Below are 15,007 nucleotides of genomic sequence, written 5' to 3'. Positions count from 1 at the left end.
GGGACGGCACGGTCAGGACCCGGCCAGTGCCGCTTCCCGGGTCGGGAACAGCGAAAGGCTCGACTCGAGCCCGGTCAGCTGGATCGGGCGCAGCGTGGCCCGGCCAGACGCGACGATCCGGACAGCGGTGGCGGATCCGGCGTTGCGGTGGATGGTCAGCAACGCGGTCAGGCCGGGCGAGGCGAGGAACTCGACGCGGCTCAAGTCGACCACCAGCACCGGCGGCTGCTCCGCCAGTGCTTCGTCCGCGGCCTGGACGAGGGCCGGCGCCGTGGTCGTGTCCACGTCTCCGGCCACCTCGACGACGACTGCCTCTCCTTGCCCGGTCCGGGCGATGCGGAATTCCCCGAACGGCACCGCGGTGGCCGAGCTCTCGGTGTGGGTGTGCTCGGTCATGGTGTTCTCCTGCCCTCGGCGCACCACCGGTCGGCCCGGTGGGCGCACGTGATCACGAAGGCTGTCTGCTCAACCGTGGTCAATCATGCCTGTCCCGGCGACACACCGCCGTGTCAGCGCCCCCTCCGCTTCTCGCCGCCGTCACGAGCAGGCAAGATGGGCGCCATGGGCGAACGGGACGTGACGGGGGACGCACTCGGCGACGCGGTCGGCTCGGCGGGATCGGTGGCGCTGGAGCACCGGGACGGCACGGCAGTGCTGCGTGTCGAGGGCGCGCTCGATCTCGCCCTCGCACCGAAACTGCGCCGGATGGCCGAACGGGCGGCGCGGCTGCGGCCGTCGATGCTCGTCATCGACCTCACCGGCGTCACGTTCCTGGCCTCGGCCGGCATGGCCGAACTCGTCCGCGCGCACCGCGGGCCTGCCGCTTCGGCGCCGCTGCGGGTGGTGGCCACCGGCCGGATCACCCTGCGCCCGCTGGAACTGACCCGGCTGGTCGACGAACTGGCCGTCTACCCGTCGCTGTCCGACGCGCTGGTTCCCTGATGACGTCCCGGCCGGGGTTCGACGCGGTGCTGGCCGCCGTGCGCCGGGCTTTCGTGGACGGCGACGGCGCTCCGGTGGCCACCGCGGTCCGTCCACTCGGTCCGGCCGAGGTACGCGCGGTGCTCGGCGACCACGTCGCGCTCGCGGTGACCGACGGTGTGGTGCTGGCGGATCTGGTACCGGGCAAGGAGATCACCCACGCGATCGCCGTCGCCGCCGACGGCGACCTCGGCGCATTGATCTACACCACTCGGGAAACCGGCGAGCTGCCCGCGGCCGTCACCGCCGCCATCGAGGCCGTCACCGCCGGCCTGGCGGGCACCGTCCGGCGCCTGCGGGGCGAAACCGCGGTCCTCGACGCACTGCACTCCATCGGGCGCGAACTGACCGCGCAGCTCGACATCGACCGGATCGTGCAGGCCGCGACCGACGCGGCCACGAAGGCCACCGGAGCCGGCTTCGGCGCGTTCTTCTACAACCTGATCGACGAGTTCGGCGAGTCGTACACGCTGTACACGATTTCCGGGGTGCCGAGGGCGGCGTTCGCCCGGTTCCCCATGCCGCGCAACACCGCGGTGTTCGCGCCGACCTTCGACGGCACCGGCACCGTGCGCAGTCCCGACATCACCCAGGACCCGCGGTTCGGGAAGAACGCGCCACACCACGGCATGCCGGAAGGCCACCTGCCCGTGTGCAGCTACCTGGCCGTCCCGGTGACCAGCCCGACCTCCGGGGAGGTGCTGGGCGGGTTCTTCTTCGGCCACCCCGAACCCGGCCGGTTCACCGCGCGGCACGAGTACCTGGCCGAGGGCATCGCCGCCTACACGGCCATCGCGCTGGACAACGCCCGGCTTTACGAACGCGAGCGCACCCTCGCCACCGAACTCTCCCGCAGCATGCTGCCGGTCGCCCCGCCCACCCCCGGCCTCGACGTGCTCACCCGGTACCTGCCCGCGGCCACCGGCAGCAAGGTCGGCGGCGACTGGTTCGACGTGCTCCGGCTGCCGTCGGGCGCCACCGCGTTCGTCATCGGGGACGTCGTCGGTCACGGCGTCACCGCGGCGACGGTGATGGGGCAGATCCGGACGGCCGTCCGCAGCTACGCCCTGCTCGAGCTGCCCCCGTCGGAGGTCCTGCGCAACGTCTCCGAGCTGGCCACGGGGCTGTTCGGCGAAAGCTTCGTGACCTGCTTCTACGCGGTCCACCGGCCCGCCGACGGCACGCTCGCCTACGCGAACGCCGGCCACCTGCCCGCGATCCTGATCCGCCCCGGCGAGCCGCCCGAGCAGATCGGCGAGGCGCTGGCGCAGCCGCTGGGCGTCGGCTCGGTCTTCCCGCAGCGCACCGCGGGCTTCCCGGTGGGCGCGGACCTGGTGCTGTACACCGACGGGCTGGTCGAAAGCCGCACCCGTGACCTCACCCTCGGCGTCGAATGGCTGCTGGCGGGTATCCCCGCGCTGCTCACCGCGGCCGACCTCGAAACGGCGTGGGACAAGCTCGTCGACGAACTCACGCGCGGACGGCACGACGACGACATCGCCGTGATCCACGTGCGCCACCGCGGAGAGGACACCCCATGACGGACCCCCTCCCGCCGGGTGCGCCGGCGCCCCCGGCCTCGTTCCACCAGCGCACGGCCGCGATCGCCGAACGGCTGCCGGACCTGCGCGAAGCACTCGCCCGCTGGCTGGCCACGCTGCAGCTGAGTCTCGAACGGCGGGAGGACATCGTCCTCGCCGGCTACGAAGCGATGGCCAACTCGGCCGAGCACGCCTACCCCGCCGGGGAGGCGGGCCCGGTCGACGTCCGGGCCGAAGTGCTGCCCGGGCGGGTGATCGTGACGGTCACCGACTACGGCACCTGGCGGCCGCCGTCCGGCTCGGACGGGCTGCGGGGGCGCGGCCTGCTGCTCATCGACACCCTCGCCGACCAGAGCGCGCAGGTGCACCGCGACGACGGCACCACGGTCACCATGACCTGGCTGACCAGCTGACTCATCGGGACGCGGTGTTCCCACACACATCCGGCGGGGCGATGCCCGGTGAAGTAGGCTCGGCGCGGGCCGCGTGAACCTGGAGTGTGATGAGCGTCGGGGAAGAGGCCGGCCAGCGCGCCGTGTTTCCCGGGACCAGCCGGATGGCCGCCCGGATGCGGGACTTCGACTGGGCTTCGTCCCCGCTGGGCGAGCCGCGGGACTGGCCGGCCAGCTTGACGACGGCGGTCCGGATCTGCCTGACCTCCCGCTTCCCGATGATCGTCTGGTGGGGCCCGGAGCTGCGGTTCCTCTACAACGACGCGTACCTGCCGCTGCTGGGTACCAAGCACCCGGCGCTGGACAAGCCGGGCCCGGAAGTCTGGGGCGAGATCTGGCACATCATCGGGCCGATGCTGGAGAGCGTGATGGTCACCGGCGAGGCGACCTGGTCGGAGGACCTGCTGCTGCCGATGAACCGGCACGGCTACTGGGAAGAGACCTACTGGACGTACTCCTACAGCCCGGTGCACGACGACCGGGGCGCCGTGCGGGCCGTGTTCACCGCGGTCACCGACACGACCGAGCGCGTGATCGGCGAACGCCGGCTGGCGACGCTGCGCGAGCTCGGGGCCCGGGCCGGGGTCGCCCGGACCGTGGACGAGGCCTGCGAGGTGGTCGCCGAGGTGCTGGGCCGGGCCGGCGCCGACGTCCCCTACGCCGCGATCCACCTCCGGGACGGCGATGGCGAGCTCACGCTCGCGGCGGTCACCCCCGGCGGCGAAGGCGCGGGTGACGCGGCCGCCTGGCCGCTGAAGGACGTGCTCGCCGACGGGGTCGCGCGGACGGTGTCGGGCGGGGCGTTCGGTGAGCTGCCGCCGGGCGGCTGGTCCACGCCACCCACCGAGGCGATGGTGCTGCCGCTGCCCGGCGACGCCGGCGACGCGGCCACCGGGGTGATCGTGCTGGCGGCGAGTGCCGGACGCGCGCTCGACGAGTCCTACCGGACGTTCCTCCGGCTGGTCGCCCAGCAGACGACGGCCCTGGTCAACGGCGCGATCGCCTATCAGGTCCAGCAGCAGCGCGCGGAGGAGCTGACCGCGCTGGACGCGGCGAAGACCACGTTCTTCGCCAACATCAGCCACGAGTTCCGGACCCCGCTCACGCTGATCCTGGGCCCCGCCGCCGAGCTGCGGGAGGCGCTGGCGGGCGCCGGCGAGCGGGTGCGGGAAGAGATCGACGTCATCCAGCGCAACGCGCAGCGGCTGGGGCGGCTGGTGAACAACCTGCTCGACTTCTCGCGGATCGAAGCCGGCCGGATGCAGGCCCGCTTCGAACCGGTGGACCTCGGGACGTTCACCGCGGAGCTGGCGAGCGTCTTCCGCGCCGCCGTCGAGCGGGCCGGGCTGGCGTTCGAGGTCGATTGCCGTCCGTCGGACGACCCCGTCCACGTCGACCGCGGGATGTGGGAGAAGGTCGTCTTCAACCTGCTGTCCAACGCGGTCAAGTTCACCTTCGACGGCGCGATCCGGGTGACCGGCACCGTCGAGGCCGGGCACGCCGTGGTCGCCGTGTCCGACACCGGGATCGGGATCGACGCCGCCGAGCTGCCCCGCCTGTTCGAGCGGTTCCACCGGATCCCGTCGGCGCGGGCGCGGTCGAACGAGGGCAGCGGGATCGGCCTGGCGCTGGTGCGCGAGCTCGTCGGCATGCACGGCGGCAGCGTCGCCGTGGAGAGCGCGCCGGGTGCCGGGACGACGTTCCGGGTCCGGTTGCCGCTGGGCACCCGGCACCTGCCTGCCGAGCACGTCGTCGAGGAAGCCACGACCGGCGGGCCGACCGCCGAGTCCGCGGAACCGTACGTGCAGGAAGCCCTGCGCTGGCTGCCGGACGACGACCGGTCCGCCGATCCGGCGCCTCGCGACGAGCAGGCGGGTGCCCGCGTGCTCGTCGCCGACGACAACGCCGACATGCGCGACTACCTCGTCCGGCTGCTGCGCGACGACTACGCGGTGACCGCGGTGCGCGACGGCGTCGAGGCGTTCGCGGCCGCCTGTGCCGAGCCGCCGGAGCTGATCATCAGCGACGTCATGATGCCGCGGCTGGACGGCCTCGGCCTGCTGGCCGAGCTGCGCGGCGACCCGCGCACCGCCGCCGTGCCCGTGCTGCTGCTGTCGGCGCGGGCCGGGCAGGAAGCCGCCGTCGACGGGCTGGCCGCGGGGGCCGACGACTACCTCGTGAAACCGTTCTCGGCGCGGGAACTGCTCGCCCGCGTCCGCACGACCGTCCAGCTGGCGAGGCAGCGGACGCAGCACGCCCGGTGGCGCGCGGCGATGATCGACTCGCTGCAGGAAGGCTTCTTCGTCTGCGACGCCGAAGGGCGCGTCGTCGAGATCAACGCGGCGTTCACCGAGCTGCTGGGCTTCGGCACCGGCGGGCTGCCCTACGCCCCGCCGTTCCCGTGGTGGCCGGACCGGGACGGCGATCCGGCCGCCCACCGCCAGGTCGCCGAGGCGGCCGGTCGCGCGTGGGACGAGCCCGCCGGCAGCCTGGTGCTGCCGATGCGGCACCGGGACGGGCACCGGGTGTGGACCGCGATCGCCTACAGCCGGCTGCACGACGACGAGGGCCGCCGCCGGGTGGTCGGCACGGTCCGGGACGTCACGGCCGAGCGGTACGCCGTGCAGCGCGAAAGCGCGCTCGCCTCGATGAACCAGCGCCTCGCCGTCATCAGCGGCGTCACGGAGGTGCTCCGCGCCGGGCTGGAGCTGCTGCGCGAGCTGTGGGACGCGCAGCGCGTGCTCGCGGTGACCTGGCCGCGGGACGGCGAGCCGGAGCTCGCGTCCACCGATCCCGCCGACCGGCGCTGGGCGGACCTCGCCGCGCCGCTGCGGGCGACCCTCGACCACGTCCGCTCGCTCCCGGCGTTGCACGCGGCCCCGGCCGGCAGCGGCGCGGGCACCACCGTCGACCACCCCGGCGGCCGGCTGACGCTCTGGGTCGACCCCGCGCCGGGCCGCCCGCTCGGCACCGAAGACCGGACGCTGCTGGCGCTGCTGGCCGGGACGCTCGCGCACGCCCTGCGCCGCGCCCACCGCGACGACCGGCAGCGGGAGGTCGCCCTCGCGCTGCAGCGCTCGATCCTGGGCCCGGCCCGGCTGCCCGACGGCTTCGCGGTGCGCTACGAGCCGGCGAACCCGCCCCTGGAAGTCGGCGGCGACTGGTACGACGTCGTCCCGCTGGCCGGCGACCGGATCGGCATCGTCGTCGGCGACTGCGTCGGCCGGGGGCTGGCCGCGGCCGCGGTGATGGGCCAGCTGCGCAGCGCCTGCCGCGCGCTGCTGCTGGAGGCCAGCAGCCCGGCGCACACCCTCGCCGCGCTCGACCGCTTCGCCTGGCGGCTGCCCGGTGCCCTGTGCACCACCGTCTTCTGCGGCATCCTCGACCCGGCCACCGGCGCGCTCACCTACAGCAGCGCCGGGCACCCGCCCGCCACCCTCGTGCACCGCGACGGCACGACGGAGCTGCTGGACGACGGTGGCAGCGTGCCGCTGGCCGTCCGCGTCGCGGCGCCGCGTCCGGAAGGGACGGCGGTCGTGCCGATCGGTTCGCTGCTGGTGCTCTACACCGACGGGCTGGTGGAGCGCCGCCGCGAGTCGCTCGACGAGGGCATGGACCGCGCCACGAAGGTCGCCCACGACACGCGGGACGCGGAGCTCGGCGACCTGGCGGCCGCCCTGATGAACCGGCTCCGCCCGGCCGACGGCTACGAAGACGACGTCGCGCTGCTGCTCTACCGCCGGTCGGTGCCCCCGCTGGACTTCGAATTCCTCGCGCACCCGGACCACCTCGCCTCGACCCGGCGCTGGCTGCGGGCGTGGCTGGACAACGCGGCCCTCGAACCGGATCTCGCCCAGGACGTGCTCGTGGCGGCGGGCGAGGCCTGCGCCAACGCCGTCGAGCACGCCTACCGCGACGGCGCCGGGGCGACCGCGCACCTCACGGCCACGCTCACCGGCGCGCACCTGGTCGTCACGGTGACCGACCGGGGCCACTGGAAGCAGCCGCCGCCGGACAACCACGTGCTGCGCGGGCGCGGCGTGCCGATGATGGAAGCGCTGGCCGACGCGGCCGCCTTCCGGCACGACGCCACCGGGACCACCGTCACGCTGGAATGGAGGATCGGTTCGTGACGACGGCACTCACGCTGGTCAGCGGCCCGGGCGACGACGGCGACCGGGTCCTGACCGTCACGGGTGAGATCGACATGAGCAACGCCGCGGAGTTCGGCGCCGCGCTGGACCGCGAGCTGGCGGCGGGCACCGCCGTCACGGTGGACCTCACCGCGGTGACCTACCTCGACAGCGCCGGCGTCGCGGTGCTGTTCGACCGGGCGGGCGAGCACGACCTGCGGCTGCTCGCGCCGCGGCTGCTCGACCGGGTCCTGCGCGTGTCCGGGCTGAGCCAGGTCGCGAAGGTCATGATCCGCTGAACGGTTGACCGCCGGGACACGGGGTAAGCGGGCCGCAGCGACGGCCGTCGGATGGGTTGTGCTGCTGTCCGTCGCCAGGTGGCCCCGGCGCCCAACCCACGACGTTCAGCAGCGAGCGCCGGGCCGGAGCCACCGCCCCCTTTCGGTCTCCGGTGTTGCGGCGGTGTTGCAAGATGCCCGGCGGACGCGGGTAAGGTTTTGCCGATCCGTTGAAGCAGCAGCGGTTCGGCACTGCCGCAGCCGTCCGGGACGGAGATGACCGAGTGACCGGTGAGCCGATCCTCCCCGAGCACCTCGACGAGCTGACCGCCGCGATGGCGGACCTCACGGGGGCACTGGAGACCGAACCAGCCGAAGCGGAAATCCTCGACGCCGTCTGCGCCGAAGCCGTCCGGGCCATCCCCGGCGCCGACATGGCGAGCATCACGGCCATCCGGGAAGGCGAGCCGACGACGGCGGCCTGCACGGACGAGCGAGCCGTCGAGATCGACCGCATCCAGTACGCGGCGGGCGCGGGTCCCTGCCTGGAGGCCGCGAAGACCGGCGAAATCGTCCGGGTGCCACTGGCCACGGCGGGAGCGGCGTGGCCCGAGTTCACCACCCACGCCCGCCGGCTCGGGGTCGGCAGCTACCTGGCCGCGCCCCTGCGCGTCGACGAACGCCTGTTCGGCGCCCTGAACCTCTTCGGCTACGGCAACCACGGCTTCGAGGAGACGGACTCACGGCTGCTGCAGCTCTACACCACGGTCGTCTCGTTCGGCCTGCGCACCACAAGGCGCTACCACCGCGCCCGTCAGCGAACGGTCGAGCTCGAAGCGGCCATGCGCTCCCGAGCGGTGATCGAGCAGGCCAAGGGCATCTTGATGGCCGTACACCGGATCAGCGCGGACGACGCGATGAAGCGCCTGGTCACGGAGTCGCAGCACACCAACGTGAAGCTGCGGGAAATCGCGACCCGGTTCGTCGAAGACCTGTCCTCGGCGGAGTCGCCTTAGGCCGGTCAGGCGGTGTGACGGTTGGCGACCTGCAGGTGACTACGGTCTGGCCAGTTCACGCCGCCCGACATCGGTCAGGACGTAGTGGCGCTGGGGTTCGGCGGATGAGGGATCGTCCCACCCGTCCGTGACCCAGCCGCGTTCGAGCAGCAGCGTCAGCAACGGGTACAGTCGTCTGCTCTGCACGTTCGCCGCCCGGCGCAGATCGTCACCGTGGAAGCGAGCGTCGGCAGCTCCCGCGAGAAGCACCGCCGCCAGCCTGCGCATTTCCCGGGTCGACCGCATGACCCGATCCTAGACCTCGTCGTCCTGCCCCGGCGGATCCTGTGGCCACGCCGGTGGGTTCGGCGGCCACCGGAACAGGCTCGACCGGGAGCCACCGCCCGGTCGGCTTGGACCGGTCGGCTGCTGCGGTGGGCAGCTCCCCGCCGAGCCATAGGCCACATTCCCTTCCTGGCCTCCGGTGAGGCAGCTCCGCCGGTCGCGGCGACGTGGGCTCTTGGACCTCCGGGGCATGGGCTGCTCCTAGCGCCTCGGGGGCGGAGGCTGGACGGGACCTCGTTGCGGGGCGGGGTTGTCGCGTGTGGGAGAGCTGGGCCTGTCCTTGCCCGGCCCCGGCCTTGTCGGCCCTGGTCCTGCGGGATTGCGCGGCATCGACCGTCCTTCGGTCCGGTGCGCGGGAGATCAACTGGGTGCATCGCGGGTCACCACCTCGAACAAGCCGCCGGTGAACTCACCGGCGGCGGACGTGCCGGTGCGGGGTGCGGACGCGGGCCCGGACGTGCACGGCGCACGCCGGACACGTCCACCCGCGCCGGGGCACCACGACGTGCCGGCTGATGCCGGCACGGTCGTGCTCAAGCGGAAACGGTGCGCGGAGCAGGCACCACGGCAACAGCAGCTCCAAGCGCGGGCGATCCAGTTCGGCGACCCGGTACAGGTGCGCCCGCCGATCAGCATCGAACAGGCGCCACTCCCACCGGAGGTCGATCTCGGTCACCCGCTCACCCCGGCAGCTGAACACCGGGGCGCCGCCCTCATCGTCATTCCTGTCGCGCACCGTCACGTCGTTGACGCTATGGGCGATAATGCCTGGTGGGAGGAGCCCGGAAAGGGGGCCATTCGCAGCAGGTGGCCAGATTCGGGGGCCAGCGCGATGATGGCCACCTGGCAGCGTATGGACGGCGAGGAGTTCAGGTGGAGCAGCAAGGGGTCGGTGCACTGCTCCGAACCCGGCGCAGGGGAACTGGCCGTTCTCAAGCGGATCAGGCCGCGGTGCTCTCCGAGGTTTCGGGCCGGGCCATCACTCGGAACGAGGTATCCCGGTGGGAGTCCGAGCGACGACTGCCGACGCCGTTTTGGCAGAAGTACATCGCCACCAGTTTCGAAATCGAAGTGCAGGAGATACGGCAAGCGGTAACGGCGACTCGCACAGAACAGCGGAGGGCGAAGGCGGGAGAGGCAGTGCAGCGACGCAAGTTCATCGGAGCAATGGCCGCCCTGGCGATTCCGCCGGCCCACACCGAACAATCGACGGCGCGCCGGATCGGGCAATCCGACATAGCCGAGTTACAGCGCCGAACAGCCCGGCTCCGCCGCCTCGACAACATCATGGGTGGCGCTGAAACCTTTCCGGTGTACTCGGCCGAGGTCGATTTCACGCAGCAGCTGCTCCGCGAATCCAGCCACGCGATCGAGATCGGCCAGCAGCTGCGGACGCTCCTGGCCGAGCAACAGCAACAGGCTGGTTGGGCAGCGTTCGACCACGGCCGGCACGCACTCGCGCACCGGCTCTACAGCGACAGCCGGCGGGCCGCCGAGGAAGCCGGTGCGCTCGACCTCGTCGGGAACGCCCTGGCCTACGCCGCCTACCAGCAGACCGCCACCTCGCGGAACGGGACCGCACTGGCCACCGACTCGTACGAGGTCGCGCGGTCGATCGCCACGCCGAAGGTGAACGCCCTGTTGCTTGAGCGGAAGGCCTGGGCACACGCGACGGCCCACGAGCCACAGGAAGCCGACCGGGCGCTGAACCTGGCCCGTGAAGCCCTGCGGGCGCGGGACGACCGGCCGGAGCCGGATTGGGTGTTCTGGGTGAACGATGCCGAGATCGACATCATGGCCGGCCGGTGCTGGACCGAACTACGCCGCCCGCTGCGGGCCGTTCCGGTGCTCGAACAGGTTCTGTCCGGATTCGACGACACACATGCCCGGGACAAGGCGCTGTACCTGTCGTGGCTTGCGACGTCCTACCTGCACGCCCACGAGGTCGAACAGGCCACCGCCACCCTCGCGCGCGCCGCGGACCTGGCCGCCGGAGTGAGCTCGGTACGCCCCGCAATCCGGATCCAGGCCGTAGCTCGCCAGCTGACGCGGTACCGGTCGACGTCAGTGGTCGGCGATCTGCTGTCCCGGCTGGGCGTTTAGCTGTCCGAGCTCGTCGACGCTTCAACCCACCGCAGATACTCGGCCGAGCCGCGGCCGAGTTCGACCGCGGTCACCTCTGGTTTGCTCCACGGGTGCTGCTCGATGATGTGCGCTTCCAGCTCGGCGTAGCGGTCGCCGGTGGTCTTGAACGTCACGTTCCACTCCTCGCCCTCGCCCTGCTCGCCGAGGTGCCAGAAGAACGACGCGACCGGGCCGGTGACCTGCGCGGTGGCCGCCAGCCGCGCGGCCACCGCCGAGCCGGCCAGCTTCGCGCCGGAGTCGCGGTCCGGGGTTGTCGTGGTCACGAGTAGGTGGACAGCCATGACACCACCCTAGGGGCATCGAGACCCCGGTCAGGCGGTGTGACGGGCCGGGAACGGCCAGGTGAGCGTGATGACCGTGCCGCCGTCGGTCGAGCGGAGGTCCAGTCCGTCGACCAGGGCCTGGATCAGGCGCAGCCCGCGGCCGCCGTCTGCGCGCTCGGCGAGCGTCGCCCAGCGGCCCTGGTCGGCGACCGTGACGATCAGCACGTCCTGGTCGATCCGGGCGCGGACGTCGATCAGCCCCGGCCGGCCGTGGTAGGCGTGGTCGAGCACGTTGGCCATCGCTTCCCAGCAGGCCAGCACGACGTCGTCGGCCTGCCGCCCGACCTCGTCACCGGCGCGCCGCCGCAGCCACGACACCAGGTGCCGGCGCAGGCTCGGCAGCGTCCGTGGCGAAATCGTGCCGCGGTACCGCCATCCGTCCGATCCCAGGTCTTCCACGTTCACCTCCTCGGGGGGACTTCCGGGTTGCTACCCACGAGTTCGGATTCTCAATCACCGGTAATGGGCTTTCCTGGCGCCGTTCGGACCTGGTGCGCCCCCGGGCCGTCGTGATCGGATGGGCGGATGATTCGGTCGACGTCGTCCGTGGTGCTGTGCGCGGTGCTGGCCGCGACCCTCCTGCCCGCTGTATCCAACACAGCCCATGCAGCCGCCGCGGCGCCGGGACCGGGCGCCGTCTCGCACTTCGGCCTGGCTCGCAAGGACTGCCTGGGCACCGCGCGGAACACGGCGAGCAAGGCGTGGTTCACCGTGGCGAACGGCGTGCTGTCCGACGTCTACGCGCCGGTGATCGACAACACGAACGTCGAGACACTGCAGTTCGCCGTCACCGACGGACGCAGCTTCACCGACCTGCAGGCGCGGGACATGACCTACACGGTCCGCACGAGCGCGGGCGGGATGGCGTGCGAGGTGACGTCGACCCCGCGCAGCGGCCGGTACCGGCTGGTCACCGAGTACCTGGCCGACCCCGCCCGGACCGGCGTGCTCATCCGCACCCGGCTGGAGCCGCTGCGGGACTCCGGCCGGGACCTGAAGGTGTACGTGCGGTTCGACGCGAGCGTCAACGGCCACGGCGGGGGCGGCCCGGCCAACGGCGGCGGCGACACCGCCACCGTCGACGCGGCGACGTCCGCGCTGGTCAGCGCCGACACCACCACGGTGTCCAGCGCGCCGGCCCGCGACTACGGCACGCCGCTGGCCGCCGCGCTGCGCGCCGACCGCCGGTTCCTGGCCACCGGCAGCGGCTTCGCGGGCACCGCCGGCGACGGGCTGGCCCAGCTCGACCGCGACCACCGGCTCACCGGCACCACGCCGTCAGCGGTGAACGGCAACGTCGTCCAGACCGCGCAGCTGGACCTCCAGCCGCGCCGCCCGGCCGTGCTGGCGCTCGGGTTCGGCGCGGACGCCCGGGCCGCCGTCGCCACGGCCGGCGCGAGCCTGCGCACGCCGTTCGACCAGAGCTACCGCGAGTACGCGCGCCAGTGGCGTGCCTACGACGACGGGCTGATCCCGGTGCGGGGCAGGGATTCCGACGCGTACTACCACTCCGTCAACGTGCTGAAGGCCAGTGAGGACAAGACTTTCCCGGGCGCGGTCGTCGCCTCGCTCGGCAGCCCGTGGGGCCAGGCGGTGTCCGCGGGCGACGCGCCCGGCGGCAAACCGGTCTACTTCGGCTCCTACCGCGAGATCTTCGCCCGTGACCTCTACGAAAGCTTCTCCGGTCTGCTGGCCGCCGGCGATCGCGAGACGGCGCGGGCGAGCGTCCGGTGGCTGTTCACGCGTCAGCAGCAACCGGACGGCCGGTTCCCGCGCAACTCGCTGCTCAACGGCAAGAAGGCGCCCGACTCCGGCGGTGACCAGCTCGACGAGAGCGCGTACCCAATCCTGATGGCGCTGCAGGCCGGGCTCGACCGCGACCGCACGCTCTACACCGAGCACATCCGCGCGGCCGCGGACTTCGTCGTCGCGCACGGGCCGGCCTTCGGCTCGGAGCGCTGGGAAGAGCAGGGCGGCTACTCCCCCTCGACGATCGCCGCGGAGATCGCCGGGCTCGTCGCCGCCGGCGTGATCGCCGACCGCAACGGCGACCCGGCGCGCGCGAACGTCTACCGCGCCACCGCCGACCACTTCCAGCGCAGCGTCAAGGGCTGGACGGTGACGCGGAACGGGCCGTACGGCGGCCGGTACTTCCTGCGGCTGACCAAGAACGGCGACCCGGACTCCGAGTGGTTCTACAACCTGGGCAACGGCTCGGTCGACGCCGACCAGCGGGCGGTCGTCGACGCCGGGTTCCTCGAGCTGACGCGCCTGGGCGTGCTGCCCGCGAACGACCCGGACGTCGCCGCGTCGCTCGCCGTCGTGGACCGCGTGATCAAGCGGGACACCCCGGCCGGGCCGGGCTGGTACCGCTACGGGACGTCGGCGCCGGGCAGCGAGGACGGCTACGGCGACTGCTACGAGCCGGACCCGACGAACTGCGGCCCGACCGGCGCTCCCTGGCCGTCGACGAACAGCGGGTCCGGGCACCTGTGGCCGGTGCTCGCCGGCGAACGCGGCGAGCAGGCCGTGCAGACCGGCGACCGGGCCGGCGCGGCGGCACTGCTGCGCGCGATGCGGGCGCAGACCGGCGGCACGGGCCTGATCCCCGAACAGATCTGGGAAAACCCGGCGCTGCCCGCGTCGCCGTACGGCACGGACCCCAAGACGGCGTCGATCGGCTTCACGCCGGGGCAGTCCGTCGGCTCGGTGGCGCCGCTGAGCTGGGCCCAGGCGCAGTCGGTGCGGCTGGCCAGGGCCCTCGACGACGGACGGCTCCCCGAGCAGCCCGCCGAGGTCCGCTCGCGGTACGTCTCGCACGCGCCGCCCGCGGCGCTGGCGGTGACGCTCGACGCGCCCGCGTCGGTCTCCACGGCGACCGCGGCGGTCACCGGCACCGCACCCGCCGGCAGCCGCGTCGACCTCGCCGTCTCGGCCACCGATGCCGGGACGACGACGGTGCTGTCGACCCGGGCTTCGGCGGCGGGGACGTTCAGCGCGACGGTGCCGACGCCGCTCGGCGCGAACGTCGTCACGGCGGCCGCGACGGGTGCGGGCACCGGGTACGCGCAGAAGACGATCAGCTCGGACTTCGTCACCGGCACCGTGTTGCTGGACACCACGGACCCGGACGGCGACGACAACGGCCCCGGCACGTACACGTACCCGACGGCGGGCGACTTCCACGCGGGTGCGTTCGACCTGCAGCGGTTCCAGGTCATCGATTCCGGCACCAACCTGGTGTTCCGGGCGCAGATCCGCGACCTGTCGCCGACGTTCGGCTCGCCGCTGGGCGCCCAGCTGCTGACGATCTACGGGCACGACCCGGCCGCGACGGCGACGTCGACCGCGGCGCCGTTCCCGAGCCGGGCGTACACGATCGCGCCGCAGGACGCGTGGAGCCGGCGCATCGAGGTCCAGGGCTTCGCCGAGCCGGCGCTCGTCGACGCTTCGGGCGCATCGCTTGCCACGCCGTCCGTGCAGGCTTCGCAGGCCACGCGGTACATCACGGTCAGCGTGGCGAAGGCGGCCTTCGGAACGCCGGGGCCGGGCTGGACGTTCGCCGTGGTGCTCACCGGGCAGGACGGCAATTCCCCCGACCAGGCCCGGCCGTTCACGCCGACGGCGGGCCAGTACACGTTCGGTCTCTGTGCGGCCGGCGGGACGGCACCGGTCTGCACCGCGGATCCGGCGACCGCCCCGAAGGCGTTCGACGTGCTGACGCCGTCCGGAGTGGACCAGAAGGTGGAGCTGGACCCGACCCTCGGGCCGGTCGCGGTGCGCGGCGTGCCCGTGGGCTGATCTGGCAGGCTGG

General features: G+C 72.9%; 13 protein-coding genes. 8 read left to right on the top strand and 5 right to left on the bottom strand.

The genetic code is table 11. The annotated features are described in order from the left end of the window. Positions 1 to 12 precede the first annotated feature (12 nt). Positions 13 to 396 carry an STAS domain-containing protein gene (locus ACLJQE_RS20740; protein WP_410640941.1) on the bottom strand — a complete coding sequence of 128 codons (384 nt, stop codon included), beginning with the start codon at positions 394 to 396 and terminating at the stop codon, positions 13 to 15. Positions 397 to 561: 165 nt separating this feature from the next. Here ACLJQE_RS20740 and ACLJQE_RS20735 point away from each other — a divergent pair, with 165 nt between their 5' ends. From ACLJQE_RS20735 to ACLJQE_RS20710, 6 genes are all read left to right on the top strand, one after another. Then, positions 562 to 942, top strand: a complete 381-nt coding sequence (locus ACLJQE_RS20735) for an STAS domain-containing protein (protein ID WP_410640940.1) — start codon at positions 562 to 564, stop codon at positions 940 to 942. Next, positions 942 to 2,522 (top strand): PP2C family protein-serine/threonine phosphatase, encoded by a 1,581-nt coding sequence (locus tag ACLJQE_RS20730; protein ID WP_410640939.1) that lies wholly within the window; start codon positions 942 to 944, stop codon positions 2,520 to 2,522. The genes ACLJQE_RS20735 and ACLJQE_RS20730 overlap by 1 nt, the downstream gene beginning before the upstream one ends. Next, positions 2,519 to 2,935 (top strand): ATP-binding protein, encoded by a 417-nt coding sequence (locus ACLJQE_RS20725; protein WP_410640938.1) that lies wholly within the window; start codon positions 2,519 to 2,521, stop codon positions 2,933 to 2,935. The genes ACLJQE_RS20730 and ACLJQE_RS20725 overlap by 4 nt, the downstream gene beginning before the upstream one ends. Before the next feature lie 89 nt (positions 2,936 to 3,024). Beyond that, positions 3,025 to 7,107: a SpoIIE family protein phosphatase gene (locus ACLJQE_RS20720; protein ID WP_410640937.1), complete on the top strand. Its 4,083-nt coding sequence runs from the start codon at positions 3,025 to 3,027 to the stop codon at positions 7,105 to 7,107. Beyond that, on the top strand, positions 7,104 to 7,406 hold the full coding sequence (locus tag ACLJQE_RS20715) for an STAS domain-containing protein (RefSeq protein WP_410640936.1): 303 nt from the start codon (positions 7,104 to 7,106) through the stop codon (positions 7,404 to 7,406). The genes ACLJQE_RS20720 and ACLJQE_RS20715 overlap by 4 nt, the downstream gene beginning before the upstream one ends. 263 nt (positions 7,407 to 7,669) lie before the next feature. Beyond that, positions 7,670 to 8,401, top strand: a complete 732-nt coding sequence (locus ACLJQE_RS20710) for an ANTAR domain-containing protein (RefSeq protein ID WP_410640935.1) — start codon at positions 7,670 to 7,672, stop codon at positions 8,399 to 8,401. 39 nt (positions 8,402 to 8,440) lie between these two features. Here the strand turns inward: ACLJQE_RS20710 and ACLJQE_RS20705 are convergent, their stop codons facing one another. Both ACLJQE_RS20705 and ACLJQE_RS20700 read right to left on the bottom strand, forming a co-directional pair. Continuing rightward, positions 8,441 to 8,686 (bottom strand): helix-turn-helix transcriptional regulator, encoded by a 246-nt coding sequence (locus ACLJQE_RS20705; RefSeq protein WP_410640934.1) that lies wholly within the window; start codon positions 8,684 to 8,686, stop codon positions 8,441 to 8,443. Positions 8,687 to 9,134: 448 nt separating this feature from the next. Then, positions 9,135 to 9,467, bottom strand: coding sequence for a hypothetical protein (locus tag ACLJQE_RS20700; protein WP_410640933.1), 333 nt, complete (start codon positions 9,465 to 9,467; stop codon positions 9,135 to 9,137). Positions 9,468 to 9,598: 131 nt separating this feature from the next. Between ACLJQE_RS20700 and ACLJQE_RS20695 the strand changes: the two genes are divergently transcribed. Further along, complete coding sequence (locus ACLJQE_RS20695; RefSeq protein ID WP_410640932.1) at positions 9,599 to 10,828, top strand: hypothetical protein; 1,230 nt, start codon at positions 9,599 to 9,601, stop codon at positions 10,826 to 10,828. Here the strand turns inward: ACLJQE_RS20695 and cutA are convergent. Together cutA and ACLJQE_RS20685 are read right to left on the bottom strand one after the other, a co-directional pair. Next, complete coding sequence (gene cutA, locus ACLJQE_RS20690; protein WP_410640931.1) at positions 10,825 to 11,151, bottom strand: divalent-cation tolerance protein CutA; 327 nt, start codon at positions 11,149 to 11,151, stop codon at positions 10,825 to 10,827. The genes ACLJQE_RS20695 and cutA overlap by 4 nt on opposite strands. Positions 11,152 to 11,181: 30 nt before the next feature. Then, positions 11,182 to 11,592 carry an ATP-binding protein gene (locus ACLJQE_RS20685; protein ID WP_410640930.1) on the bottom strand — a complete coding sequence of 137 codons (411 nt, stop codon included), beginning with the start codon at positions 11,590 to 11,592 and terminating at the stop codon, positions 11,182 to 11,184. 126 nt (positions 11,593 to 11,718) lie between these two features. Here ACLJQE_RS20685 and ACLJQE_RS20680 point away from each other — a divergent pair, with 126 nt between their 5' ends. Then, positions 11,719 to 14,994, top strand: coding sequence for a glucodextranase DOMON-like domain-containing protein (locus tag ACLJQE_RS20680; protein WP_410640929.1), 3,276 nt, complete (start codon positions 11,719 to 11,721; stop codon positions 14,992 to 14,994). The last annotated feature ends 13 nt before the right edge of the window (positions 14,995 to 15,007 follow it).

The organism is Amycolatopsis sp. lyj-346, assembly GCF_046548975.1.
Taxonomy (GTDB): domain Bacteria; phylum Actinomycetota; class Actinomycetes; order Mycobacteriales; family Pseudonocardiaceae; genus Amycolatopsis.
Note: the sequence above shows the minus strand (reverse complement) of the source record. Positions and strands in the feature narration are given on the sequence as shown.

What these genes read in the sequence shown, in the direction of transcription:
- cutA (WP_410640931.1), bottom strand. Translation starts at nt 11,151, where the DNA reads ATGGCTGTCCACCTACTCGTGACCACGACAACCCCGGACCGCGACTCC.
- ACLJQE_RS20740 (WP_410640941.1), bottom strand. Translation starts at nt 396, where the DNA reads ATGACCGAGCACACCCACACCGAGAGCTCGGCCACCGCGGTGCCGTTC.
- ACLJQE_RS20735 (WP_410640940.1), top strand. Translation starts at nt 562, where the DNA reads ATGGGCGAACGGGACGTGACGGGGGACGCACTCGGCGACGCGGTCGGC.
- ACLJQE_RS20705 (WP_410640934.1), bottom strand. Translation starts at nt 8,686, where the DNA reads ATGCGGTCGACCCGGGAAATGCGCAGGCTGGCGGCGGTGCTTCTCGCG.
- ACLJQE_RS20730 (WP_410640939.1), top strand. Translation starts at nt 942, where the DNA reads ATGACGTCCCGGCCGGGGTTCGACGCGGTGCTGGCCGCCGTGCGCCGG.
- ACLJQE_RS20725 (WP_410640938.1), top strand. Translation starts at nt 2,519, where the DNA reads ATGACGGACCCCCTCCCGCCGGGTGCGCCGGCGCCCCCGGCCTCGTTC.
- ACLJQE_RS20680 (WP_410640929.1), top strand. Translation starts at nt 11,719, where the DNA reads ATGATTCGGTCGACGTCGTCCGTGGTGCTGTGCGCGGTGCTGGCCGCG.
- ACLJQE_RS20720 (WP_410640937.1), top strand. Translation starts at nt 3,025, where the DNA reads ATGAGCGTCGGGGAAGAGGCCGGCCAGCGCGCCGTGTTTCCCGGGACC.